Below are 24,747 nucleotides of genomic sequence, written 5' to 3'. Positions count from 1 at the left end.
AATCTAGAGGGTATTAATAATGAATCGTACTAAACTGGTACTGGGCGCGGTAATCCTGGGTTCTACTCTGCTGGCTGGTTGCTCCAGCAACGCTAAAATCGATCAGCTGTCTTCTGACGTTCAGACTCTGAACGCTAAAGTTGACCAGCTGAGCAACGACGTGAACGCAATGCGTTCCGACGTTCAGGCTGCTAAAGACGACGCAGCTCGCGCTAACCAGCGTCTGGACAACATGGCTACTAAATACCGTAAGTAATAGTACCGTGTTAAAGAAAAATGGCGCACATTGTGCGCCATTTTTTTGTTTCTCTCCTGCCCCGCTTTCTCTGCACACTCCCGACAGGCTCTGCTACAGCAGAATTGCTCACACTCTGCCATTCGCGCCTTTTTACACCCTACTGCACCGTCACATGCGCGACAGGCTGTACCGCAGCCTCTGACAGCCCGACGCCCGCAGGCGGCGTGACCGTTGCCCTGACGCTCTGTATCGGCGTAATCTGCGCGGGCGACGCGCTGTGCGCACTCACCGCCACCGGATAACCCGCGCGGCGCGTCAGTGCGTTATCGACCGCCATGGCGTCAGTGCCTGCATCGTCAATAAACTGTCCGAAGGCGGCAGTAATGACGACCGGCATCGTCTGCGGATTGTCCGCGTCGCTACGCGACAGCGGCTGGTGCACTTCGACATAGCGCTGACCGTCCGGCTCGCTGGCATATTTCACCGGCTCATTGATTATCTGCACGCGCGTGCCCCACGCCACCTGATTAAACAGCGCTTTAATATCTGCGGCTCGCATCCGGATGCAGCCAGAGCTGGCGCGCAGGCCGATGCTGTTACGCGCATTGGTGCCATGAATGAGATACTCGCCGCCGCCCTGCTGTAAGCGCAGCGCAAAGCGCCCGAGCGGGTTATTCGCCCCGGCGGGTATCACGGCAGGCAATATGATGCCCTGCGCCTGCGAGCGGGCGCGCATGGCGGCCGTTGGCGTCCAGGTTGGATTGGGGATTTTCTGGATAATGCGCGTCGACATCACCGGCGTTTCGCGCCCGTTCAGGCCGATGCCAATGGGATACACTTCTACGCGGTTTTCGCCGGGCGGATAGTAATAGAGCCGGAGCTCGGCCAGATTGACGACAATTCCTTCGCGCGGCGTGTCCGGCAGCAGCATCTGCGTCGGGATGGTCAGCTCGCTGCCAGGCGTCGGCAGAAACGGATCGACCGTATTGTTGGCCTCCAGCAGCAACAGCACGCCGGTCTGGAACGTTTCGGCGACTTTCTCCAGGTTTTTACTGACAGCGGGCACGATATAGGTCTGGTTCTGACCAATCAGGCGGCTGCCGGGCGGCGGCAGCGGGTAGTCGACAGCGTGGGCCTGCGTCGCGCCCATTACCAGCAGCGCGAGCATCGGGAAGGAAAAAGTGCGTTTCATAAGCACGACCTGTTTTCACCGGCGCAGCCGGAATGCTGAACATCCGCGAAGCCCGCAGGGGCCGCGCGTGACAGGAGAAAGCCGTGCTTTAAGATTAGCTCAGGTCGGCGGCTTTCGCGCGAATAGCGCGGATCATCGCCTCTAAACCCTGCGAGCGGGACGGAGTGAGGTGCTGCGTCAGCGACATCTCTTCAAACCACGGGCGCACGTCGAAATTCATGATGTCCTGGGCGGTCATCTGCTGATAGAGCGCGAACACCACGGCGATAAGCCCTTTAACGATAGCCGCGTCGCTATCGCCGCGCATTTCAATCACGCCGTCGTCACGCGGTGTCATTACTATCCAGACCTGGCTCTGACAGCCCTGAATGCGATATTGCGGCGCGCGCTCCGCATCATCAAGCGGGGCCAGACGCTGGCCGAGCTCGATGATATAGAGATATTTTTCTTCCCAATTAGCGCAGCGGTTAAAGTTACGCAGCAGTTTCTCTTTTTCCGGCAAACCAGCCATTCTTGCTCCTTTCAGCCTAACAGACGATGAATGCGGATAAGCCCGGCCACCAGCCGGTCCACTTCATCTTCGGTATTGTACATCGCGAGCGACGCGCGGCACATCGCAGGCACGCCGTAGAACTCCATCAGCGGCATCGCGCAGTGATGACCGGTGCGCACCGCAATACCGTAGTTATCCAGAAAACTGCCCACGTCATAGGCGTGATGTTTACCGAGGTTAAAGGCAATGACGCCCAGGCGCTCCGCCGGGCCGTAAATCTGTAAATCCGGCACCGCCTGCAGTTCGCGCAGCGCATAGGCCATCAGCGTGCGTTCGTAGTCGTGAATGGCCTCAAGCCCGATGGCATCGACATAATCCATCGCCGCGCCAAGCGCGATAATGCCGCCGGTGTTAGGCGTTCCAGCTTCAAAGCGCCACGGCGCCGCCGCCCAGGTGGTGCCCTGCGTCAGGCTGACGGTCGCAATCATCGCGCCGCCCCCTTCCCACGGCGGCATCGCCTGAAGGATATCTTCTTTGGCATACAGAATGCCGATGCCGGTCGGCCCATAAAGCTTGTGACCGGAGAAGAGATAGAAATCGCAGTCGAGCGCCTGGACGTCGACCTTGTGGTGCATCACCGCCTGCGCGCCATCCACCAGCACTTTCACGCCCGCCTGGTGCGCGGTGGCGATAAGATCAGCGACCGGGTTTTCCGTGCCGAGCACGTTGGAGACGTGCGTCACCGCCAGCAGGCGGGTACGCTCGTCGATGAGCGAAGGCAGTTTGTCGACCTGTAAGGTGCCGTCCTGATTAATCGGCAGCACGCGCAGCTGCGCGCCCGTGCGCTCGCAGAGCATCTGCCAGGGCACGATATTCGCGTGGTGCTCCATCGCGGTGACGATCAGGTTATCGCCCGCGCGCAGCTGGCTGTTGCCCCAGCTGTTCGCCACAAGGTTAATGCCCTCGGTGGTGCCGCGCACAAAGACAATCTCTTCCGGCAGGCGCGCGTTAATAAACTGCGCCGCGCGGGTGCGCACGGCTTCCATCCGCTGGGTGGCTTCTGCGCTCAGCGTGTGAATACCGCGATGCACCGCCGCGTAGCCGTGGCGGTAGAACTCCGCCTCGGCCTCAATCACCGCCGTCGGCTTCTGGGCGCTGGCAGCGCTGTCGAGATAGGCCAGCGGCTGGCCGTTGACCTCGCGCGACAACACCGGAAAATCGCTACGCACTTTCTGTAGAGAAAAACTCATGCCTCTCCCCCTGCGAAGCGCTGGCCGATACGCGCCAGCACCTGCTGTTTAAGCGCCTCGTCGTGGATGCTTTCGGTCAGCTCCGCGGCGAACGCGTAGATAATCATCTGCTGCGCCGCCTGTTCGTTGATGCCGCGCGAGCGCAGATAGAACATCTGCTCGTCGTCGATACGGCCTACGGTGGCACCGTGGCTGCATTTCACGTCATCGGCGTAGATTTCCAGCTGCGGTTTGGTATCCACTTCGGCAAGGCGGCCCAGCAGCAGGTTGTTGTTGGTCATCTGGCCGTCGGTTTTGATAGCGTGCTGCGCGACTTTAATCAGCCCGTTAAATACCGCGCGGCCCTTGTCGCGCACGATGGTTTTATGCAGCTGGCGGCTGTTGCAGTAGCCTTTGTTGTGCTCAAGCCAGGTGCGGGTATCGCACACTTCGTTATTCACCGGCAGCGCAAGGCTGTTGACCCGCAACGTGATGTTTTCGCCGTTAAGCTGGGTGCTGGTGTTGTGGCGCAGCACGCCCGCGCCGAGCAGATAGCTGCTGCTGGCGGCGTGCGCATCCTGCGCGGCAATGAGGTCATTATGCGCGAAGTGCCAGCTTGCCGGGTTTTCAAATGCCAGTTTGTAGTGATTAAGCGTTGCGTTGGCGCCCACCTGCAGGGTCAGGCGCGCGCCGGTGAAGTGCGGTTGTTCGTCACGGCTGACGTAGTGCTCGATAACCGTCGCCTGCGCGCCTTCGGCGAGCTCCAGATGATGCCGGTAGTGAACCGTGTTGATTTCATCGCCCGCGCGGCCCGCGCTGATATGCATCAGCAGCAGCGCTTTTGACGGCTGCTGGTTACGCGCCACGCGAATGTGCGTCACGCTCTGTGCGAGGCTCTCGGTGAGGTGTAGAAACGCCTCTGGCTGCACCGGCGCGGGCAGCCCGCGGCGGCTGTCGCTCACGGTGATGTCAAAGCCGCTGTTGTCTGTTGCGTCGCTCAATTCAGGCGCGAAGCGGCCATCGACAAACACCAGGCGCAGCGCGTCCACGGGCAGCGCCAGCGCGTCAAACGCGGCGCGCTCAAGCGGCTGCGGCGCAGGCGTCACAAAGTCGTGCTTCAGCAGGCCGTCGAGCGGCGTGTATTTCCAGTTTTCATGCTTGCGGGTGGGCAGGCCGAGACGCAGGAGCTGTTGCAGATGGTCGCGCGCCTCCTCGGAGCGCTCCCCGCCCTGCGCTTCAAACAGGCGATGCCACTGTTGCAGCGCGTTACTGCTGTTCGGTAAGCCAGCCATAGCCCTGCTCCTCCAGCTGTTTAACCAGAGAGAAGTCGCCAGACTTCACGATCCGCCCCTGATACAGCACATGGACGAAATCGGGCTTGATGTAGTCCAGAATGCGCTGGTAATGGGTGACGATGATAAACGCGCGTTTGCCGTCGCGCAGCGCGTTGACCCCTTCGGAGACGATTTTCAGGGCGTCGATATCAAGCCCCGAGTCGGTTTCATCAAGAATGCACAGATCCGGCTCCAGCACCGCCATCTGCAGAATATCGTTACGCTTTTTCTCACCGCCGGAGAAACCGACGTTAACCGAACGGGTCAGCAAGTCCTCAGGCATTTGCAGCAGTTTGATTTTCTCTTCCATCAGATCCTGGAAGTCGAAGCGGTCGAGCGCGTCCTGGCTGCGATAGTCGCGCACCGCGTTAAGTGCGGTTTGCAGGAAAAACTGGTTACTGACGCCCGGAATTTCCACCGGATACTGGAAGGCCATAAAGATGCCCTCGCCCGCGCGTTCTTCCGGCGACAGCGCCAGCAGATCTTTGTCTTTGAAATGCACTTCGCCGCCGGTGATTTCATAATCTTCACGCCCGGCGAGCGTCGCGGAAAGCGTGCTTTTCCCGGAGCCGTTCGGCCCCATAATGGCGTGCACTTCCCCCGGTTTTACCTCCAGGTTTAAACCGCGCAGGATAGCCTTCTCTTCCACGCTGACCTGTAAATCTTTAATGCTTAACATGTCTTATCCTTTTTCTCGCCTTAGCCGACGCTGTGCTCAAGGCTAATGGCTAATAATTTTTGCGCTTCGACCGCGAATTCCAGCGGCAGCTCTGAGAAGACATCTTTACAGAAGCCATTCACAATCATCGAGATAGCATCTTCTTCGCTGATCCCGCGCTGTAAGCAGTAGAACAGCTGGTCTTCGCCGATGCGTGACGTCGTCGCCTCGTGTTCAAGCTGGGCGCTGTTGTTGCGGCATTCCACATACGGGAAGGTATGCGCGCCGCAGTCCGGGCCTATCAGCATCGAATCGCACTGGGTGAAGTTACGGGCGTTAGTCGCAGTCGGCATGATTTTCACGAGCCCGCGATAGCTGTTCTGGCTTTTACCCGCCGAAATGCCCTTCGAGATGATCGTGGATTTGGTATTTTTGCCGATATGGATCATCTTGGTGCCGGTGTCGGCCTGCTGATGGCCGCTGGTCAGCGCCACCGAGTAGAACTCGCCGATGGAGTTGTCGCCGCGCAGGATGACGCTCGGGTATTTCCAGGTGATCGCCGAGCCGGTTTCCGACTGGGTCCAGGACATCTTGCTGTTTTCGCCTTCGCACAGCGCGCGCTTGGTGACGAAATTCAGAATGCCGCCGGTGTTGTTGTCGCCAGGGAACCAGTTCTGCACCGTGGAGTATTTGACTTCGGCGTCTTTATGGATGATGACTTCCACCACCGCCGCGTGCAGCTGGTAGCTGTCGCGCACCGGGGCCGAGCAGCCTTCGATATAACTCACATAGCTGCCTTCGTCCGCCACCAGAATCGTGCGTTCGAACTGGCCGGTTTTCTCGGCGTTGATACGGAAATAGGTGGAGAGCTCCATCGGGCAGCGCACGCCCTTCGGCACGTAGATAAAGGTGCCGTCGGAGGCGACCGCGGCGTTCAGCGCGGCGAAGAAGTTATCGTTCGAGGGCACCACGGTGCCGATGTATTTTTTCACCAGCTCCGGGTGATCGTGGATAGCTTCCCCGAACGAACAGAAGATAATCCCCTGCTCCGCCAGTTTTTCACGGTACGTGGTGGCGACGGAAACGGAGTCGAAAATCGCGTCTACCGCCACTTCGCGGCCTTCGCGCACCGGGACGCCGAGCTGGTTAAATGCCTCTTCCACTTCCTGCGTCAGGTAGCTGTTGCTGTTGCCGCCCGGCTGCTGGACGGCGCCCGGCTGGGACGCACAGGCGTCGTCGCAATGCCCGCAGGACGGCGCGGAGTAGTAGCTGTAATCCTGATAATTCAGTTTGTCGTAATGCGCATGCAGCCAGTGGGGCTCTTCCATCTCCAGCCAGGCACGAAAGGCGCTCAGGCGAAATTCGAGCATCCACTCGGGCTCGTTGCGTTTGGCCGAAATAGCGCGCACCACCTCTTCGTTGATGCCGTTCGCCAGTTCATCGGTCTGAAGCCGGGTAAAGAAGCCCTCTTTGTAGTTCAGGGGGCCGCTCCAGGTGTTCACATCGTCAGTTGCTTCACTGTTACGGGACATAATTACTCCGCCTGGACCCCAAAACTTTCGCCGCAGCCGCACGCGTGCTGCGCTTTAGGGTTATTGAATTTAAAAATCTGGTTTAAGCCTTCGCGCACGTAATCCACTTCGGTGCCGTCAATAAACGGCATCGCCTGAAGCGGTACATACAGGCGCGCGCCGTCGGCCTCGAAAACGAGATCGTCGTCTTTGGGCTCGCTAACCGTGTCCAGCACGTAGCCAAACCCGGCGCAGCCGCTCTGTTTCACGCTAAGGCGCACCCCCAGCAGACCCGGTTTCTGCGCCATTAAATCGCGAATATGTTTCGCCGCGTCTGGCGTCATCGTCAGGCCCTGCCAGCTGAACTCGGCGGGGTTAAACGTACCTGCTTGTGATTCCATTGGTCTGCCTCCTGGAAGTGAGTGCCTGTCAGGCGATAACGCTATGTTAGTGATAATAATTATCACTTCAACCTCTGCGGATCAGGGGTATTCCCGTTAAAGGCACTTTTTGAACACTTTTATTAAGCATAGACCGTCCATGAGAGCCTGCAGCGGGCAAAATATGAGCCATAAAATTATTTATTATCAATAGATTACCAACCGGAACGCCGGAATTAATTCATCATGCCAGCGCCTGACCAAAACATGTATCGGTTATACCTATTTATATAATAGCGCCGCTGTGACGCAGGGGTTGGCGTAAAGGGCGGTTATGACGGGATGCACAGAGAAAAGAAAAACCCGGCGGGCACCGGGTTTCGGGAGAGGTTTACACCACGGCGGTCGTCAGCCGGGATGAGCAGCAAAGCCGGTTTTCGTCATCGAAAATCTCAATCTGCCACACCTGATGGCGACGCCCGACGTGCACCGCGCGACAGACGCCGCGCACGCGGCCGCTGCGCACGCTGCGCAGGTGGTTGGCGTTGACCTCAAGCCCGACGACGTTTTGCTCGCCTTCGGTGCACAGATAGCCCGCGACTGAGCCGAGCGTCTCGGCCAGCACCACTGACGCCCCGCCGTGCAGCAGCCCGAACGGCTGATGGGTGCGGCGGTCCACCGGCATGGTGGCTTCAATTTCGCTGTCATCCAGCCGGGTGAAGCGGATATCCAGCAGCCCGACCATATTGCTCGCGCCCATGGCGTTGAGCGCCTCAAGCGTCGCTGTACGTCGCCAAATCATACAATCATCCCCAGTAGCGCCTGTAACGGGTGTCGCACGCCGCTGCCCTCGATGCGTTTCACCTGACTGCGGCACGAGTAGCCGGTCGCGAGACAGCGGGCGCGCGGCAGGCGCTGCATCGCCTGGTGCCACGACAGCTCATAGATGCCGAGCGAGTTCTTATGGTTGTTGACCTCATGCCCATACGTACCCGCCATACCGCAGCAGCCGACATTCACGCCTTCAAGTCTTGCGCCAAACTTCGCGAAAATTGCCGCCCACTGCGAAGCCGTGCCTGGCAGCGCGGTCACTTCGGTACAGTGACCAAAGAGATACCACGGCTCGCCGCCGACCGGCGCGGCCGGACGCGCCGCCAGCGCCGTGGTGAGCCACTCATGCACCAGTTGCACATGGAACTCGCCGCGCTCCGCGCCCAGCGTCTGTTTATATTCATCGCGATAGCAGAGCACCAGCGCCGGGTCGACGCCCACCAGCGGCATGCCGAGCGCCGCCACGCGGTTTAAGAAATCCGCGGTTTTGCGCGCAGTTTTCGCAAAGCGCTGGAGGAAACCTTTGATGTGCTGCGCCTTACCGTTCGGCGAGAACGGCAGCACCACCGGCTGGAAGCCGAGCTTTTCGCACAGCCGCACAAAATCGGCCACCACCTGCGCGTCGTAATAGCTGGTGAACGGATCCTGCACCACCAGCACCGTGCGGGCTTTTTCGGCTTCGGGCAGACGCTCCAGCTCCTCAAGCGTCATTCCGGCGCTCCGATGCCCTACCAGCTGCTGCTGGAGCGTCGGCGTGGAGAGCAGCGGCAAGTCGACCATGCCGATATGGCGCTCGGAGAGCGTGCGCACCCACGGCTGGCTCATAAAGAAGTTAAAGGTTTTCGGCGCGCGCGCCATCAGCGGCGCGTAGCTCTCGACGGTCGCGATCAGGTGATCGCGCATCGGGCGCAGATAGCGCGTGTGGTAGAGCTGTAAAAAGCGCGAGCGAAAGTCCGGCACGTCGATTTTAATCGGGCACTGAGTGGAGCAGGCTTTACAGGCGAGACAGCCGCTCATCGCCGCCTTCACCTCGTGCGAGAAATCATATTCGCCGCGCTCAGCGTGCCAGCTGTTGCGGGTCCGCTCAATCAGCGAGCGCAGGCTGGCGCGCTTTTGCGGCAGGGCTTTTTCCAGTTGCAGCGGATCAACGCCGCGGTCGGCGAGCAATCGCAGCCATTCGCGCACCAGCGTCGCGCGCCCTTTCGGCGAATGAATGCGGTTGCTGGTGATTTTCATCGACGGGCACATCGGGCTTTTCACGTCGAAGTTAAAGCACAGGCCGTTGCCGTTACACTCCATCGCGCCGCGCCAGGAGGTGCGCACCGCGAGCGGGATCTGCCGGTCGAAGGTGCCGCGCTTGACCGCGTCCACTTTCATCATCGGCGCGTCCAGACCATACGGCGCGCAGATCTTGCCGGGGTTCAGGCGGTTATCCGGATCGAACGCCGCCTTGATGCGCCGCAGCTCGTCATACAGCGTGTCGCCAAAAAACGCCGGGCTGTATTCGGCGCGAAAGCCTTTGCCGTGTTCGCCCCACAGCAAACCGCCGTAGCGGGCGGTGAGCGCGACCACTTCATCGGAGATGCGCTTCATCAGGATTTCCTGCTGCGGATCGCACATATCCAGCGCCGGGCGCACGTGAAGCACGCCCGCGTCGACATGGCCGAACATGCCGTAGCTCAGGCCATGACCGTCCAGCAGCGCGCGAAACTCGGCGATGTAATCGGCCAGATGCTCCGGCGGCACGCAGGTGTCCTCGGCAAACGGGATCGGCTTGGCGAGCCCTTTGGCGTTGCCCAGCAGACCGACCGCCTTTTTACGCATCGCATAAATACGTTCAACGCCCGCAAGATCCTGGCAAACCTGCCAGCCGATAATGCCGCCCTGCCCCCCGGCCATAAATTCATCAAGACGCGCGCAGAGCGCCGCGACGCGTCCGTCGATAAGCGCCTCGTCATCGCCCGCGAACTCGACGATATTCAGCCCGAGCATCTCTTTATCCGGCACGTCGGTGATAAGTTCGCGCACCGAATGCCAGACGATGTCTTCGCGCGCCAGGTTCAGCACGCGCGAATCGACGGTTTCAACGGAGAGCGCCTGCGCCTCGACCATAAACGGCGCGCTGCGCAGCGCCGAGTCGAAGGAGTCATACTTAACGTTCACCAGGCGGCGCACTTTCGGCAGCGGCGTAATGTCGAGCCGCGCTTCAGTGATAAACGCCAGCGTGCCTTCCGAGCCGCAGAGGATGCGGGTCAGGTCAAATTCTGAAAGTGAGTCGTTAAAAACGTGGCGCAGATCGTAGCCAGTGAGAAAGCGGTTGAGCTTTGGAAATTTCTCAAGGATCAGCGCGCGCTGCTCGCGGCAGCGCTCCAGCACGGTGTGGTAAACGCGCCCAAGCGTGGTCTGCGCGCGGCCCAGCTCCTCGGCAAGTGCGGTCGGCATCGCCTGAGTGTCAAGGATGTCGCCGCCCAGCAGCACCGCCCGCACGCCGAGCACGTGATCGGAGGTTTTACCGTAGACCAGCGAGCCCTGCCCGGAGGCGTCGGTATTGATCATCCCGCCAAGCGTGGCGCGGTTGCTGGTGGAGAGCTCCGGCGAGAAGAAGTAGCCGTAGGGCTTCAGGTAGTCGTTGAGCTGATCTTTAATCACTCCCGCCTCGACCCGCACCCAGCCCTGCTCCGGGTTGATTTCGATAATGCGGTTCATGTAGCGCGACATGTCGACCACGATCCCCTGATTCAGGGACTGGCCGTTCGTGCCGGTGCCGCCGCCGCGCGGGGTGAAGATCAGCGTCTTAAAGCGGGGTTCGGCGGCGAGGCGCGCCATCAGCGCGACGTCAGCGGTGGAGCGGGGGAAAATCACCGCATCGGGAAGGAGCTGGTAGATACTGTTGTCGGTCGCCATCGTGAGGCGATCGGCGTAGTTCGTGGCGGTATCGCCGGTAAAACCCTGTTGCTCCAGTGCCTGCAAAAAGGTCAGCACCGTCTGTACCAGCCCTGGCGCCTGAGAAATTTGTGGGATCATCGATCTTGACCCTGCCTGACATTTTGATGTTGGAAGTTATCGTTTGCGTTGTGCATTCAAGGTTGTATCACATTTTTATATGTCACGCCCGCCAGAAATGCGCCGGGGCGGCGGCTATTCAAACGCCCGGAAATCACTCATCATAAGAGCGCCCCGACCGGGGCGGGAACGCCCTTTGGGCGTAACGCGTATGACAAAAGGTGAATGTGGTTTATGGTAAAACTTCGACAGCCCATGGACGTGCCGCAAATTCTGCTGTCCGTGTTGTTTCTCTCGGTCATGATCATCGCCTGCCTGTGGATTGTGCAGCCCTTTATTCTGGGGTTCGCCTGGGCAGGCACGGTGGTGATCGCCACCTGGCCGCTGCTGCTGCGGCTGCAGAAAATGCTGTGGGGCAGACGCTCACTGGCCGTTCTGGTGATGGTTCTGATGCTCATCATGCTGTTTGTTATTCCGGTGGCGCTGCTGGTCAACAGCCTCGTGGATAACAGCGCGCCGTTTATTCACTGGCTCACTTCCGGCCAGATGACTATCCCGGAACTGGCGTGGCTTAACAGCATTCCGTATGTCGGCAATAAGTTGTATCTCGGCTGGCACAATCTGGTGGAGAGCGGCGGCTCGGCCATCATGGCGAAAGTGCGCCCGTATCTCGGCACGACGACCGGCTGGTTTATCGGCCAGGCGGCGCATATCGGGCGGCTGCTGATGCACTGCGGCCTGATGTTGCTGTTCAGTGCCCTGCTCTACTGGCGCGGCGAGCAGGTGGCGTTTGGCATTCGCCACTTCGCTATCCGGCTCGCCTCGAAACGCGGCGACGCCGCGGTGGTGCTGGCAGGCCAGGCGATCCGCGCCGTGGCGCTCGGCGTGGTGGTCACGGCGCTGGTACAGGGCGTGCTCGGCGGTATCGGCCTTGCGATTTCCGGCATCCCTTACGCCACGCTTCTGACGGTCGTCATGATCTTAAGCTGCCTGATACAGCTTGGCCCGCTACCGGTGCTGGTGCCAGCGATTATCTGGCTCTACTGGAGCGGCGACGCCACCTGGGGCACCGTGCTGCTTATCTGGAGCGCCGTGGTCGGCACGCTCGACAACATCATTCGCCCGATGCTTATTCGCATGGGCGCGGATCTGCCGATGGTGCTGATCCTGTCGGGCGTTATCGGCGGGCTAATCGCGTTCGGAATGATTGGGTTATTTATCGGTCCGGTGCTGCTGGCGGTGTCGTGGCGACTCTTCTCGGTGTGGGTGCTTGAAGCGCCCTTGCCGGAAGATAATTCGGAAACTGTGATCGAAGCGCTGGAAGAGAGCGATAAAGAAAAAGTAAAAAAGTAAACTGAGGCGGGGAAACCCGCCTTTTACTTAAGTAATACTTATTAATTATTTGACATCCCCACTGGTCAGACCCGTGATTTATCGTAAATTCCGTTCTTTGACGCGTTAATAATTCATTAACGCTGAACTATTGAGACGAATCCGATCGACGCTAAAAAGGGATAAGCCTACTATTAATCCACGGTTATAAATCAACGCCTTGATTTATAAACATGGAAATCCCCTGAGTGAAACAACGAATTGCTGTGTGTAGTCTTTGCCCATCTCCCACGATGGGCTTTTTTTTATTCTTCCACTGGCTATTTATTGCTCAACATGACACTCACTCAGCATCCGCCAGCTATTTCCCAGCACCTGGGTTTCGCCTTCCACAATAACGGTGCCGCGACTGCGAATATCGCCGCTATTGGCCCCAACGCGAATGTCAAACTCGCCAGGCTCGACAATGCGTGCGCCATCACGACGCGTGAAACTGAGCATATCGACCGGCACGCGGAACGTAACGCGCGCGCTGGCGCCAGGGGCAAGCGTAACGCGCCCGAAGGCTTTCAGCTCCTGCACCGGGCGGACCATCGAGGCTACTTTATCGTGCACATACAGCTGTACCACCTCGCTGCCCGCCTGCGCGCCGCTGTTGGTGACGGTAACCGATACCTCCACCTCGCCCGCCATCGGCACGCGCGCCTGGGCGATGTCCAGGGCGCCATAGCGGAATTCGGTCCAGGTTTTGCCGTAGCCGAACGGGTAGCGTGAGCCGAAGTGAAACGCGTAAGGCGTGCCGCCGCTTTTGAGCTTATGGTTGTAGTAGTACGGCATCGCGCCTGCGCTTTTCGGCACCGACACCACTAACCGGCCCTGCGGTTCCGCTTTGCCGGTCAGCAGATCCGCAATCGCGTGTCCGCCCTCCTGCCCCGGCGCCCAGGCCATCACCCACGCCGCGACGCGCGACTCCAGCCCGCCCAGGTGATAAGGGCGACCGCCGGTCATCACGACCACGACCGGCTTACCCGTTTCCACCAGCGCCTCCAGCAGCTGTTGCTGCACGCCCGGCAGTTGCAGGCTGTCGGTGTCAGAGCCTTCGCCCACGGTGCCGCTCTGGAACAGCCCGGAGAGATCGCCGACAAACGCCAGCACCACGTCGCTTTGTCCGGCGAGCGCCACTGCGTCCGGGATGAGCGACACATCGTCTGAGACCGGCGACTGCTGCATCGGTTTTTCGCCGCTGTCGCCGGGGAACACCGGCGCGCCCGCCATGCGTTTCTCAATGATATGACAGCCTTTGGCATAGCCTGCGAGCGCGCCACCGAGCTGTTCGCGCAGCGCGGCAAGCGGCGTCGTCACCTGGCTTGTCTGCTCCAGCATATCGCTGATGATGAGATGCACCGGGAAGCTGTAGCCGCTCAGCAGCGCCAGCGGATCGTCCGCCGTCGGCCCGACTACCGCCACGCGCGGCGTACCCTGAAGCGGCAGCACACCGTTATTCTCAAGCAGCGTCAGGGAACGCGCCGCCACCTCGCGGGCGATGCGGCGCGTCTCGTCGCTTTGCAGCGTAATGGCGTTCTCATCGGCATACGGCTGTTCAAACAGTCCGAGACGGAACTTTTCGCCCAGCACGCGCGCCACAATTTTATCCACTTTTTCCATCGTGATAAGCCCGCGCGCCAGCGCCTGCGCCAGATGGCGCGCGCAGTCGTCTTTCGGCAGTTCGATATCCAGCCCCGCATTAAAGGCCAGCGCCGCCGAGTGCGCCGCGTCCTGCGCCACGCCGTGGTGCTGATGCAGCAGGCTTACACCACCGTAGTCGGCGACGATAATGCCGTCAAAGCCCCATTGTTCGCGCAATACTTGTGTGAGGAGGAAATCATCGGCGTGGGTCGGCACGTTATCGATATCGTGATACGCAGGCATCACCGAGCCCGCGTGCGCCAGCTTCACCGCCATTTCAAACGGCAGCAGGAAGGTGTCGTTGAGTTCGCAAAAGCCGAGGTGCACCGGCGCATGGTTGCGCGCGCCTTCGCTGAACGAGTGGCCGACGTAGTGCTTGAGGGTCGCGAGCAGATCCCGCTGCGGCCCCTGTAGCCCTTTCACGTAGCGGGTCGCCATCACGCCCACCAGCCACGGATCTTCGCCAAAGGTTTCTTCCGTGCGGCCCCAGCGCACGTCGCGCGACACATCGAGCACCGGCGCGAGGCCCTGATGACAGCCGACGGCGCGCGCTTCACGCCCGATAGCCTGCGCGGCCTGCTCCACCAGCTGCGGATCCCAGGTGGAACCGTAGTTGAGCGACGACGGAAACAGCGTCGCGTCTTTGCATAGCAGCCCCACCAGGCACTCTTCATGGAACATGGCGGGAATGCCGAGCCGCGTCTCTTCCACCAGCATTTTCTGCAGACGGTTAGCGGCGCGCACGCCCTCCCGCGGCGCGACGATATGGGTGCCGAGCGGGCGGGTTATCTGCCCCGCGCCGCGTTTCAGACGTTCGGTCAGCGCCGCCTGCTGGGTCGCGCCGGAAAACTCATCGCTCAAATCGGTTCGCTCCCGGTGATCGCCCTCCGGCGACAGCACCAGCCAGTAAGCGTGCATCTGGGCGAATTTCTCCTCCGGCGTCATGCGGGCGAGCAAATCGGCGACGCGTTCAGCCACCGGACGGGTTGGGTCCTTATAGATAGTCATCGGTTACTCCTGAATAGCAGGCTTGAGTGAGGCGGTGTCTTCACGCACCTGGCGCTTTTGCACCAGCTCCGCGGCGATGGCGGCCACGCGGCGGCTGCTGAGCTGATAAAAGCAGAGCAGCAGCGCCATCAGCAAGAACAGCGCGCAGGGGATAAGCGTGAACAGCGCATTAATGGTGGTTAGCACGCTGGCGCTTTGCGTGGCCTGGTTTGGCAGGTAATCGACCATGCCGAGGATCCAGCCCACGACCGCGCCGCCGAGCGCCAGTCCGAGCTTGATGGCGAACAGCGCGGTGGAGAAGACCAGGCCGTCGAGGCGGCGTCCGCTGCGGTGCTCTTCATAATCCACCACGTCGGAAAACATGGTCCATTGCAGCGGCGTCGTGAGGTTCTGAATAAAACTGAAGACGATATTGATGGCGAATATTAACCAGACGGCGGTTGGGGGAATAAAGAAAATGAGCGTGGCGAGCACCACAAAGCTAATAATGGTCCACTGGTAGGAGCGCACGCGGTCATATTTCCCGAGCAGACGCTCAGATAATAACGCACCGGTAAGATTCGCCACCATGCCGGAGACAATAAATACAAACACCAGATCCGGGCGTAGCAGAACATACTTAACGTAATACATTGTCGCGGAGCCGCGCGTGACGACCGCGGTTAATAATAAAATATTAAACAGGAAAATGATGCGCCACTGGCTGTTGGCCGCCAGCAGTTTTAAATCTTTCAGCATTGAACTGTTGGCGTCATTGGCCGGCAGATAACGCTCGCGGGTCATGAAAAAGCAGCAGAAGAACAGCACCACGCCGAGCGCGCCCATCAGGCCCATCGCGTAGAAATAGCCCTTCTGGGCGTTGCCGTTGCCGAGCCAGTCGACCATCGGCAGCGCAATCACGGTAACGATAAGCCCGCCAATAAAGGAAAGCCCGAAGCGCCAGGATTGCAGCGAGTGGCGCTCGCGCGGATCCATCGTCAGCGAGCCTGGCATCGCGCAATACGGCACGTTAATGGCGGAATACACGAGGCTCAGAATGCTGTAAGTGACGCAGGCGTAAACGATTTTCGTGGTCTCGCCCGCCTGGGGCACATAGAAGGTGATGAGACAGCTGACGCCGAATGGAATGGCGAACCACAGCAGCCAGGGGCGGAAGCGGCCATAGCGGGTACGGGTGCGGTCCACCAGCGCGCCGATGCACGGGTCGACAAACGCGTCCACCACCCTGACCAGTAAAAACATGGTGCCCATAATAGCCGCAGGCAGCCCGAAAACATCGGTATAAAAATAGGCGAGAAATAGCGTCGCGGTTTGCCAGACCAGCGCGCTCGCCATATCGCCTAAGCCGTAGCCTATTTTATCTTTTGTCGTAAGAGCAGAGGTGAGGTTCATTATTATTGGCCTTATCAACGTTAGAAAGCGTGTTGTCTCGCACGCAAACCACGGGTGCGATATCAGGCCTAAGTATTGTGAACGCGCTGCCCTCCAACAATTGCAGAAATCCACAGCCAGTTTATGATTTTTTGCTTTTTCCCGTATTTGTGATGCGGTGCAAATTACCCGCTGAAAATAAAAAACCCGCCTTCCGGCGGGTTTTTAAATATATCGCACTTATTTTTTAAGCTCGGCCAGGCTTAACCAGGTTTGCACCACAGTATCGGGGTTAAGCGACAACGAATCGATCCCCTCTTCCATTAACCAGGCGGCGAAATCCTCGTGATCCGACGGGCCCTGACCGCAGATGCCGACATATTTGCCCTGCTTTTTCGCAGCGCGAATAGCCATGGAGAGCAGCGCTTTCACGGCGTCGTTACGCTCGTCGAACAGCTCGGACACGACGCCGGAGTCGCGGTCGAGGCCGAGCGCGAGCTGCGTCATGTCGTTGGAGCCAATCGAGAAGCCGTCGAAATGCTCAAGGAACTGCTCGGCCAGCAGCGCGTTGGACGGGATTTCGCACATCATAATGACTTTCAGCCCGTTCTCGCCGCGCTTAAGCCCCTGACGCGCCAGCTCGTCCACGACCGCTTTGGCCTGATCCACGGTACGCACGAACGGGATCATGATTTCAACGTTCGTAAGACCCATCTCGTTACGCACGCGTTTCACCGCATCGCACTCCAGCGCGAAGCAGTCGCGGAAGCTGTCGGCCACATAACGCCCCGCGCCACGGAAGCCGAGCATCGGGTTCTCTTCATGCGGCTCGTACCGCTCGCCGCCCACCAGGTTGGCGTATTCGTTGGATTTAAAGTCAGACAGACGCACAATAACGCGCTTCGGCCAGAAGGCCGCGCCGAGCGTCGCGATGCCTTCGGTCAGGCGGCCCACGTAGAATTCCACCGGGTTGTCGAAGCCCTTCATCATCTCGCGGATCTGGTTTTGCAGCGCGGGCTCCTGCTGGTCGAACTCCAGCAGCGCGCGCGGGTGCACGCCAATCATACGGTTGATGATAAATTCGAGACGCGCCAGACCCACGCCTTCGTTCGGCAGGCAGGCGAAGTCGAACGCGCGGTCCGGGTTGCCGACGTTCATCATCACCTTAAGCGGCAGATCCGGCATGGTATCTACGCTTGAGCTTTTCACGCTGAAATCGAGCAGATCGGCGTAGACATAGCCGGTGTCCCCTTCGGCGCAGGAGACGGTAACTTTCTCGTCGTCTTTAATGCGCTCGGTGGCATCGCCGCAGCCGACGACCGCCGGAATGCCGAGCTCACGGGCGATGATCGCCGCATGACAGGTGCGCCCGCCGCGGTTGGTCACAATCGCCGCGGCCTTTTTCATAATAGGCTCCCAGTCCGGGTCGGTCATGTCCGTGACCAGCACGTCGCCCGGCTGAATGCGGTTCATCTCGCTGATGTCGTGGATAACTTTCACCGTGCCCGCGCCGATGCGATGACCGATAGCGCGGCCCTCGGCCACCACTTTGCCCTGCGAATGCAGCGTATAGCGCTCCATCACCTGGCCGCGCGAGCGCACGGTTTCCGGGCGCGCCTGCACGATAAACAATTTGCCGGTGTGGCCGTCTTTTGCCCACTCGATATCCATCGGACGACCGTAGTGTTTCTCAATCTGCACCGCCTGTTTCGCCAGTTCCTGCACCTCTTCTGGCGTGATACAGAACTGGTCGCGATCGGCCTGCGGCACATCCTCAATGCGCACCTGCTTGCCGTGCTCCTGGGTATCGGCATACACCATGCGAATTTTTTTCGACCCCATGGTCCGGCGCACGATCGCCGGACGGCCTTCCGCCAGACCCGGCTTGTGAACATAGAATTCGTCCGGGTTGACCGCGCCCTGCACGACCATTTCGCCGAGGCCATACGCGGCGGTGATAAACACCACCTGGTCGAAGCCCGATTCGGTATCGATGGAGAACATCACGCCTGACGCGGCGAGATCCGAACGTACCATGCGCTGCACGCCTGCGGAGAGCGCCACGCCGCGGTGATCGTAACCCTGATGCACGCGGTAGGAGATGGCGCGGTCGTTAAACAACGAGGCGAAGACGTGCTTCACCGCCACCATCACGGCGTCGATGCCCTGCACGTTAAGGAAAGTTTCCTGCTGGCCAGCGAACGAGGCGTCCGGCATATCTTCGGCGGTGGCGGAGGAGCGCACCGCAAAGGAGGCTTCGGCGTCATCGGCAGAGAGCTGGGCGTAGGCGTCGCGAATAGCCTGCTCCAGTTCCGGCTGGAAGGGCGTGTCGACTATCCACTGGCGGATCTGCGAGCCAGCTTTCGCCAGTTCAGTCACGTCGTCGATATCGGTTTTATCCAGCAGTTCATAGATACGCTGGTTAACGCCACGGCTTTCGAGGAACTGATTAAACGCCTCGGCGGTGGTCGCAAACCCGTTTGGCACAGACACGCCCATACCGGACAGGTTAGTAATCATTTCACCGAGGGAGGCGTTTTTGCCCCCAACTCTGTCTACATCATTCATGCCGAGTTGGTTATACCAAAGTATGAGCGATGACGAGCCATTGTTGGACATCGAAGCAATCCTTTTATGATATATGAACGGGATTAAGAAACACCTGACAGCTGTTTTAGCCTGGCATAGAAAAGGCGTGGCGAAAAACGGTGAATCGTTCAAGCAAATTGAAAAATTCAAATTTTCAGACAAATTCTGCTTTTCGTAACCGATTGATTAGGCTCGATTACTGTTTTGATCTATGATTTACAGTGATATTCGTGAAGTGAAACGCACCTTTCATTAAAAATAAAAACAGCGTTTCACTTTCAAAAATGAGAGAAATGCCATGCCGCGTACTCAGGCATTATTTTATGCTTGAGATGATGCTCAATCTGAATTAAGGACCGGTACAATGGATAATGTTGTCGATCGCCAGGTATTTTATATTTCCGACGGGACCGCGATCACCGCCGAGGTATTAGGCCATGCGGTGATGTCGCAATTCCCGGTCAGCATCAACAGCATTACCCTGCCGTTTGTCGAAAACGAAAGCCGCGCCAGAGCGGTGAAGGAGCAGATTGACGCCATCTACCAGCAGAGCGGCGTGCGCCCGCTGGTGTTCTACTCCATCGTACTGCCCGAGGTGCGCGAGATTATTCTGCAAAGCCAGGGCTTTTGTCAGGATATTGTCCAGGCGCTGGTGGCGCCGCTTCAGGAAGAGTTGCGGCTCGACCCGACGCCGGTGGCCCACCGCACCCACGGCCTTAACCCGGCCAATCTCATCAAATATGACGCGCGCATCGCGGCTATCGACTACACGCTGGCCCACGATGACGGCATCTCCATGCGTAACCTCGACCAGGCGCAGGTGATCCTGCTTGGCGTGTCGCGCTGCGGTAAAACGCCCACCAGCCTCTATCTGGCGATGCAGTTTGGCATCCGGGCCGCCAACTACCCCTTTATTGCCGACGACATGGATAACCTAAACCTCCCGGCAGCGCTGCGCCCGCTCCAGCATAAGCTGTTCGGCCTGACGATTAACCCGGAGCGTCTCGCGGCCATCCGCGAAGAGCGCCGCGAAAACAGCCGTTACGCCTCGCTGCGCCAGTGTCGTCTCGAAGTGGCCGAAGTCGAAGCGCTCTATCGCAAACACCAGATCCCCTACCTCAACAGCACTAACTATTCGGTAGAAGAGATAGCCACCAAAATCCTCGACATCATGGGACTCAGCCGCCGGATGTACTGATAAACTAGTACAAAGGTGCGATAATCTGTGTTACGGTGGCGTCATATGACCTGATGAATCCTTTAATCGCCTTGAATTCAGGGCGGATTGGTTTATCGTGATGCCCATCACTTCCGGCGCTGATGCCGATGAAGCAACAGATTCTGAGACACCCATGATCAAAACCGATGAACTTCGTACGGCGCGCATCGACAGCCTGGTAACCCCGGCTGAGCTTGCCGCGCGCTATCCCGTCACGGAGGCGGTCGCAGGCCATGTGCTTGACGCCCGCCGCCGTATTGAAAAAATCCTTAACGGCGACGATCAACGCCTGTTGGTGATTATCGGCCCGTGCTCGATTCATGACACCCGCGCGGCGGTCGATTACGCAGGCCGCCTGGCGCAGCTGCGGGATAAATATGACGCCCGCCTTGAAATCGTGATGCGCACCTATTTTGAAAAACCGCGCACTGTGGTCGGCTGGAAGGGGCTGATTTCCGACCCGGACCTTAACGGTAGCTACCGCGTGAACCACGGCATTGAGCAAGCGCGTCGCCTGCTGCTGGAGGTCAACGCGCTGGGCGTGCCGACCGCCACCGAGTTCCTCGATATGGTGGTCGGGCAGTATATTTCCGATCTCATCAGCTGGGGCGCTATCGGCGCGCGCACGACCGAGAGCCAGATCCACCGCGAAATGGCCTCGGCGCTCTCCTGCCCGGTGGGCTTTAAAAACGGCACTGACGGCAACACCCGTATCGCGGTAGACGCCATTCGCGCGGCGCGCACCAGCCATATGTTCCTCTCGCCCGATAAACATGGCCGGATGACGATTTACCAGACCAGCGGCAACCCTTACGGTCATGTGATCATGCGCGGCGGCAAAACGCCGAACTACCACGCCCAGGCCATTAACGAGGCCTGTCTGGCGCTGCGCGAATTTAACCTGCCGGAGCGACTGGTGGTGGATTTCAGCCACGGCAACTGCCAGAAGCAGCACCGGCGTCAGCTCGACGTCTGCGACGACATTTGCCAGCAGATCCGCGCGGGCTCTACCCAGGTGGCGGGCGTGATGGTGGAGAGCTTTATCGCCGAAGGCACCCAAAAAATCGTCCCCGGCACGCCGCTCACTTACGGCCAGTCGATTACCGACCCGTGCCTTAGCTGGGATGACAGCGAAACGCTGCTGGCGCGCCTTGCCGACGCGGTTGAGAGCCGCCTCTGAGCGCAGTGCTTTCCAGCGCGAAATAAAAAGGGAAACCCACGGGTTTCCCTTTTTTTTGCGACTAGCTTGAACAGCTCACTTCGAGATGTTTGCCCCAGTCCGGCGGGCGATGCGTATAGTCATCGTCGCGATCGGCGAAGGGGTTACGCAGCGCGTCGAGCAGGCGCGACAACTCGCTCGCGTCGTCGCGCTCCGCCGCCTCAATCGCACGCTGGGCGAGCCAGTTGCGCAGCACCAGCGCGGGGTTAACGGATTTCATTAGCCGCTGGCGCGCGTCATCCTCCACGCCCTCTTCCTGCAACCGCGCGCGATAGCGCGCAAACCAGGCGTCAAACGTGGCGCGGTCGATAAATTCATCACGCAGCGGCGAGGCCGCCGAGCTCTGCTCGGTCACGCTCAGCATGCGGAAGGTGCGCGTGTAGTCGCTGCCTTCGCGCGCCATTAGCGTCAGTAACTCGCGCAGATAGTCGTTGTCGCCCTCTTTCTCGACGGTGAAGCCGAGCTTCGCGCGCATCTGCCTGCCCCACTCGCGCAGCAGCGCGGGCTGGTACTCATCCAGCAGCGCGTTAAGCCGCTCCGCCGGGATTATCGGCGAGAGCGCCTGCGCCAGGCGTTGCAGATTCCAAAGCCCCACGCCCGGCTGGTTGTCGAACGCGTAGCGGCCCTGATAGTCGGTGTGGTTGCAGATAAAGCCCGGATTGTAGTCGTCGAGAAATCCGTAGGGGCCATAGTCCATCGTCAGCCCGAGGACAGACATGTTATCGGTGTTCATTACCCCGTGGGAGAAACCGACGCACTGCCAGCTCGCCATCAGATGCGCGGTGCGTGTGACTACTTCACCAAACCAGAGCGCGAAGCGGTCCTCTTCCTGCGCCAGATGCGCAAAGTGGTGCGCGATAACGTACTGCGCCAGCTCGCGCACCCGTTCCGGCTCGCGGCGATAGTAAAAATGCTCGAAATGGCCGAAGCGCACGTGGCTTTCGGCGATGCGCATTAACATCGCGCCGCGCTCGGTGGTTTCGCGTCGTACCGGCGTATCGCTGGTGACGATGCTGAGCGCGCGGGTGGTGGGAATGCCGAGGCCGTGCATCGCCTCGGAGGCAAGAAACTCGCGCACCGTGGAGCGCAGCACCGCGCGGCCATCGCCCATGCGGGAGTACGGGGTCAGCCCCGCGCCTTTAAGGTGCCAGTCAAATTTGCGGCCGTCGCTAAGCTGCTGCTCTCCGAGCAAAATGCCGCGGCCGTCGCCGAGCTGACCGGCCCAGACGCCGAACTGGTGGCCGCTGTAGACCTGCGCCAGCGGCGCCATACCGGGCAGCAGCGTTTCGCCGCCCCAGACGCCCGCCGGGCCCTGATAGTCAAACAGCGCTGGCGGCAGTTCCAGCGTCTGCGCCAGCGGCGCGTTGTGGCACAGCAGGCGGCTGTTACTGAGCGGCGTGGGGGTGAGTTCGGTATAAAAACCTGGCAGTTCGTCGCGCCAGGTGGCGGTAAAATGGGGGTTTTGGCTCATGGCTCCTCCTGCGCTAAGTGTAGTGCGTTATGGAGGGGTTAAACACAGCCCAGGTTTAAGGTTATTGCGCCATCGCGAGGGTCAGGACGAGGGTTTCGCCGTCCATTGCGGGCCATAGCGCGCCCTGCACGCCGTTAAAACCGAGGCTGCGCGCCTCTCGCACCGCCTCGTCGTTATCGACGCCCGGCAGGATCAGCGTCTGGCAACAGGGCCCGACCTGGTTGGCGATGGCGTACATAAAAGGCTCAAACATGCCGCCTGCGCGGCGTTTCTGTACGAATGTTTTATCGAGCGTGACGCGCCGGAACAGCCCGTCGAAAATGGCGCGGCCCGTCGCCGCCCCGGCACCAAAGTTACAAAGCGTTAACGGAAAATAACGAGACAAAGAAAACATACTTTTATTTTCTTTACCTTTATTAAGTTCAGGAAAATTCTCATTAATACCTAATTCAAGAAACGGTAATTGCGCGAGGCGCGCCCGTAACGTCGGGCTCGATAAAATGGCATTGGCTATCTTATGATCAATGCTTACCATCGCGAAAAGTGAATTTTTAATAAATGCTTCGCGCCACTTTTCGATCAAGCTTATTTTTTCGTAAAAAAGCATTAATCTTTCTTCAGGATTAATACGCGGGATAATAAATTCCGTAGGAAAGCGCACCTGCGCGTTGAGGCTGGTGAAATTGGCGATGACTTCCATGCCCAGCAGCCCCCCTGACGGATGGGCGGTCGGGGCGAACAGCAGATGAGACTGATACCGTGTATCGAGCGAAACAATCATATTGTCTGCCCTGCGCGTTATTAATAGGAGCCCGCTATACTGGATTAAGTCACTATCACGTGCAACCAGGTTGATTCTGTTAAACTATTTCTCTGGCCGTTTCGGTGCCAATTTCAGAATACTCCTTACAGAAAGAGCTTATCCTGGTATTTCATTTGACACCAGCGCCTGCGAGATCCTTTACAGAATCGCGCTCAATCATTTGCGGCATAAATATTTGCGGTTCACATTCTTCGTCCAGTAATTTTCGCGCAGCGAAACGGGCCATGTCGCTAATTGGAAAGTGGACGCTGGTCAGTCGTGGACGAACAAAATCGGCGCGCTCGCCGCTGTCATAACAGACGCACGAAATATCCTGACCAATACGTAAGCCGTGTTCATTCATCGCGAGCATGGCGCCAACCGCCATCTCTTCATTGCAGCAGTAAACGGCGCCCGGCGTGGCCTTCGCGAGCAGCGCCTGCATCTGCGCGTAGCCGCCCTGGAGCGAATAATCGGCCTCCAGACAGGCAACGGGCGTGAGTCCTGCCGCCTGCATGGCGTCAAGAAAGCCCTGTAACCGCAGGCCGCTGGAGGCGCGTGTCCGCGGGCCGTGCAGGCAGGCTATCGACGTATGCCCGCGCGCCAGGAGATAATGGGTGGCCAAAACGCTGGCGGCACGATGATCAAAAGCGACGCAGCGCGATTCCAGCCCCGGCACCTCACGGTCGAGCACGACAAAGCGCCGCCCCGCCGCCGCCAGCGCGCGCAGCGCGTCATCCTCCAGCATCCGCACATGCAGCAGCAGCCCGTCGCAGCGCAGGTTATAAAGCTGGCTGATGGCGTCGCGTTCGTTTTGCGAACTGTCGCGCCCCTGGGTCACCAGCAGCTGTTTGCCGTGGCGCTGCGCCTCGCTCTGTACGGCATCCATCATCGCGCCGAAAAAACCGCCGCGATAAGAGGTGGTGACAAGGCCGATGGCGTGGCTCTGGCTTGAGGCGAGCGCGCGCGCTGCCGGATGAGGAGCATACCCGAGCGCCTGAATCGCCGCTTCAACGCGCGCACGGGTGTGCGGTTTGACTTTACTGTCGCCGTTCACCACGCGGGAAACGGTGGCGCGGGACACCCCCGCGTGGGCGGCGACATCTTCCAGAGTAACCATCGGACGCTCCCTTTTATCAACGAGACTCCCTGATAGTATCCGAAATTAGCGCGCCGGGTGG

19 protein-coding genes and 1 other RNA gene are annotated in these 24,747 nt (G+C 59.4%); 5 read left to right on the top strand and 15 right to left on the bottom strand.

Annotated elements, in window-relative coordinates; all coding sequences use genetic code 11:
• Positions 1 to 19 precede the first annotated feature (19 nt).
• Positions 20 to 256 (top strand): murein lipoprotein Lpp, encoded by a 237-nt coding sequence (gene lpp, locus AFK67_RS08725; RefSeq protein ID WP_002443218.1) that lies wholly within the window; start codon positions 20 to 22, stop codon positions 254 to 256.
• Positions 257 to 395: 139 nt separating this feature from the next.
• On the opposite strand, the gene ldtE is transcribed toward lpp, so the two are convergent.
• From ldtE to ydiJ, 9 genes are all read right to left on the bottom strand, one after another.
• Positions 396 to 1,430, bottom strand: coding sequence for a L,D-transpeptidase LdtE (ldtE, locus tag AFK67_RS08720; RefSeq protein ID WP_007725078.1), 1,035 nt, complete (start codon positions 1,428 to 1,430; stop codon positions 396 to 398).
• Positions 1,431 to 1,524: 94 nt separating this feature from the next.
• Positions 1,525 to 1,941, bottom strand: a complete 417-nt coding sequence (sufE, locus tag AFK67_RS08715; RefSeq protein ID WP_007725075.1) for a cysteine desulfuration protein SufE — start codon at positions 1,939 to 1,941, stop codon at positions 1,525 to 1,527.
• Between the two features lie 11 nt (positions 1,942 to 1,952).
• Positions 1,953 to 3,173, bottom strand: a complete 1,221-nt coding sequence (sufS, locus tag AFK67_RS08710; RefSeq protein WP_007725071.1) for a cysteine desulfurase SufS — start codon at positions 3,171 to 3,173, stop codon at positions 1,953 to 1,955.
• On the bottom strand, positions 3,170 to 4,444 hold the full coding sequence (gene sufD, locus AFK67_RS08705; protein WP_007725068.1) for a Fe-S cluster assembly protein SufD: 1,275 nt from the start codon (positions 4,442 to 4,444) through the stop codon (positions 3,170 to 3,172). The genes sufS and sufD overlap by 4 nt, the downstream gene beginning before the upstream one ends.
• A complete protein-coding gene (gene sufC, locus AFK67_RS08700) occupies positions 4,419 to 5,165 on the bottom strand; it encodes a Fe-S cluster assembly ATPase SufC (protein WP_007725066.1) in 747 nt (248 codons plus the stop codon). Before sufC ends, sufD begins: the two co-directional genes overlap by 26 nt.
• Positions 5,166 to 5,185: 20 nt before the next feature.
• Positions 5,186 to 6,676, bottom strand: a complete 1,491-nt coding sequence (sufB, locus tag AFK67_RS08695) for a Fe-S cluster assembly protein SufB (RefSeq protein WP_007725064.1) — start codon at positions 6,674 to 6,676, stop codon at positions 5,186 to 5,188.
• A 2-nt stretch (positions 6,677 to 6,678) separates the two neighbouring features.
• Positions 6,679 to 7,056 (bottom strand): Fe-S cluster assembly scaffold SufA, encoded by a 378-nt coding sequence (gene sufA / locus AFK67_RS08690; RefSeq protein WP_007725057.1) that lies wholly within the window; start codon positions 7,054 to 7,056, stop codon positions 6,679 to 6,681.
• Positions 7,057 to 7,426: 370 nt separating this feature from the next.
• Complete coding sequence (menI, locus tag AFK67_RS08685) at positions 7,427 to 7,837, bottom strand: 1,4-dihydroxy-2-naphthoyl-CoA hydrolase (protein ID WP_007725056.1); 411 nt, start codon at positions 7,835 to 7,837, stop codon at positions 7,427 to 7,429.
• Complete coding sequence (gene ydiJ / locus AFK67_RS08680) at positions 7,834 to 10,890, bottom strand: D-2-hydroxyglutarate dehydrogenase YdiJ (RefSeq protein ID WP_007725053.1); 3,057 nt, start codon at positions 10,888 to 10,890, stop codon at positions 7,834 to 7,836. Before ydiJ ends, menI begins: the two co-directional genes overlap by 4 nt.
• Before the next feature lie 213 nt (positions 10,891 to 11,103).
• Here ydiJ and ydiK point away from each other — a divergent pair, with 213 nt between their 5' ends.
• Positions 11,104 to 12,222 carry an AI-2E family transporter YdiK gene (ydiK, locus tag AFK67_RS08675; RefSeq protein WP_032967388.1) on the top strand — a complete coding sequence of 373 codons (1,119 nt, stop codon included), beginning with the start codon at positions 11,104 to 11,106 and terminating at the stop codon, positions 12,220 to 12,222.
• Positions 12,223 to 12,402: 180 nt separating this feature from the next.
• An RNA gene (gene rprA, locus AFK67_RS21710) (antisense sRNA RprA) lies at positions 12,403 to 12,510 on the top strand.
• A gap of 15 nt (positions 12,511 to 12,525) precedes the next feature.
• Here the strand turns inward: rprA and AFK67_RS08670 are convergent.
• The 3 genes from AFK67_RS08670 to ppsA all read right to left on the bottom strand — a co-directional run bounded on the left by AFK67_RS08670 (position 12,526) and on the right by ppsA (position 18,885).
• Positions 12,526 to 14,895, bottom strand: a complete 2,370-nt coding sequence (locus AFK67_RS08670; protein ID WP_007725047.1) for a glycoside hydrolase family 3 N-terminal domain-containing protein — start codon at positions 14,893 to 14,895, stop codon at positions 12,526 to 12,528.
• 3 nt (positions 14,896 to 14,898) lie between these two features.
• Complete coding sequence (locus AFK67_RS08665; protein ID WP_007725044.1) at positions 14,899 to 16,287, bottom strand: MFS transporter; 1,389 nt, start codon at positions 16,285 to 16,287, stop codon at positions 14,899 to 14,901.
• 219 nt (positions 16,288 to 16,506) lie between these two features.
• Complete coding sequence (gene ppsA / locus AFK67_RS08660; RefSeq protein ID WP_007725041.1) at positions 16,507 to 18,885, bottom strand: phosphoenolpyruvate synthase; 2,379 nt, start codon at positions 18,883 to 18,885, stop codon at positions 16,507 to 16,509.
• Positions 18,886 to 19,219: 334 nt separating this feature from the next.
• Here ppsA and ppsR point away from each other — a divergent pair, with 334 nt between their 5' ends.
• Entirely contained in the window at positions 19,220 to 20,053 is an 834-nt protein-coding gene (gene ppsR / locus AFK67_RS08655) for a posphoenolpyruvate synthetase regulatory kinase/phosphorylase PpsR (RefSeq protein WP_007725037.1), read from the top strand.
• Between the two features lie 154 nt (positions 20,054 to 20,207).
• Positions 20,208 to 21,254 carry a 3-deoxy-7-phosphoheptulonate synthase gene (locus AFK67_RS08650; protein WP_038883815.1) on the top strand — a complete coding sequence of 349 codons (1,047 nt, stop codon included), beginning with the start codon at positions 20,208 to 20,210 and terminating at the stop codon, positions 21,252 to 21,254.
• 61 nt (positions 21,255 to 21,315) lie between these two features.
• On the opposite strand, the gene selO is transcribed toward AFK67_RS08650, so the two are convergent.
• From selO to AFK67_RS08635, 3 genes are all read right to left on the bottom strand, one after another.
• Positions 21,316 to 22,764 (bottom strand): protein adenylyltransferase SelO, encoded by a 1,449-nt coding sequence (gene selO / locus AFK67_RS08645; RefSeq protein ID WP_007725034.1) that lies wholly within the window; start codon positions 22,762 to 22,764, stop codon positions 21,316 to 21,318.
• 61 nt (positions 22,765 to 22,825) lie between these two features.
• Entirely contained in the window at positions 22,826 to 23,545 is a 720-nt protein-coding gene (locus tag AFK67_RS23570) for an EAL domain-containing protein (RefSeq protein ID WP_007725033.1), read from the bottom strand.
• 151 nt (positions 23,546 to 23,696) lie between these two features.
• A complete protein-coding gene (locus tag AFK67_RS08635) occupies positions 23,697 to 24,686 on the bottom strand; it encodes a LacI family DNA-binding transcriptional regulator (protein WP_007725032.1) in 990 nt (329 codons plus the stop codon).
• Between the last annotated feature and the right edge of the window lie 61 nt (positions 24,687 to 24,747).

It is taken from the genome of Cronobacter dublinensis subsp. dublinensis LMG 23823 (genome assembly GCF_001277235.1).
Taxonomy (GTDB): domain Bacteria; phylum Pseudomonadota; class Gammaproteobacteria; order Enterobacterales; family Enterobacteriaceae; genus Cronobacter; species Cronobacter dublinensis.
This window is presented reverse-complemented; position numbering and strand designations above follow the sequence as displayed.

Coding starts and splice junctions, on each gene's coding strand:
- ydiJ (WP_007725053.1), bottom strand. CDS start 10,890: ATGATCCCACAAATTTCTCAGGCGCCAGGGCTGGTACAGACGGTGCTG.
- sufB (WP_007725064.1), bottom strand. CDS start 6,676: ATGTCCCGTAACAGTGAAGCAACTGACGATGTGAACACCTGGAGCGGC.
- lpp (WP_002443218.1), top strand. CDS start 20: ATGAATCGTACTAAACTGGTACTGGGCGCGGTAATCCTGGGTTCTACT.
- AFK67_RS08635 (WP_007725032.1), bottom strand. CDS start 24,686: ATGGTTACTCTGGAAGATGTCGCCGCCCACGCGGGGGTGTCCCGCGCC.
- sufA (WP_007725057.1), bottom strand. CDS start 7,056: ATGGAATCACAAGCAGGTACGTTTAACCCCGCCGAGTTCAGCTGGCAG.
- sufD (WP_007725068.1), bottom strand. CDS start 4,444: ATGGCTGGCTTACCGAACAGCAGTAACGCGCTGCAACAGTGGCATCGC.
- ldtE (WP_007725078.1), bottom strand. CDS start 1,430: ATGAAACGCACTTTTTCCTTCCCGATGCTCGCGCTGCTGGTAATGGGC.
- sufE (WP_007725075.1), bottom strand. CDS start 1,941: ATGGCTGGTTTGCCGGAAAAAGAGAAACTGCTGCGTAACTTTAACCGC.
- ydiK (WP_032967388.1), top strand. CDS start 11,104: ATGGTAAAACTTCGACAGCCCATGGACGTGCCGCAAATTCTGCTGTCC.
- AFK67_RS08665 (WP_007725044.1), bottom strand. CDS start 16,287: ATGAACCTCACCTCTGCTCTTACGACAAAAGATAAAATAGGCTACGGC.
- sufC (WP_007725066.1), bottom strand. CDS start 5,165: ATGTTAAGCATTAAAGATTTACAGGTCAGCGTGGAAGAGAAGGCTATC.
- menI (WP_007725056.1), bottom strand. CDS start 7,837: ATGATTTGGCGACGTACAGCGACGCTTGAGGCGCTCAACGCCATGGGC.
- AFK67_RS23570 (WP_007725033.1), bottom strand. CDS start 23,545: ATGATTGTTTCGCTCGATACACGGTATCAGTCTCATCTGCTGTTCGCC.
- ppsA (WP_007725041.1), bottom strand. CDS start 18,885: ATGTCCAACAATGGCTCGTCATCGCTCATACTTTGGTATAACCAACTC.
- selO (WP_007725034.1), bottom strand. CDS start 22,764: ATGAGCCAAAACCCCCATTTTACCGCCACCTGGCGCGACGAACTGCCA.
- sufS (WP_007725071.1), bottom strand. CDS start 3,173: ATGAGTTTTTCTCTACAGAAAGTGCGTAGCGATTTTCCGGTGTTGTCG.
- ppsR (WP_007725037.1), top strand. CDS start 19,220: ATGGATAATGTTGTCGATCGCCAGGTATTTTATATTTCCGACGGGACC.
- AFK67_RS08670 (WP_007725047.1), bottom strand. CDS start 14,895: ATGACTATCTATAAGGACCCAACCCGTCCGGTGGCTGAACGCGTCGCC.
- AFK67_RS08650 (WP_038883815.1), top strand. CDS start 20,208: ATGATCAAAACCGATGAACTTCGTACGGCGCGCATCGACAGCCTGGTA.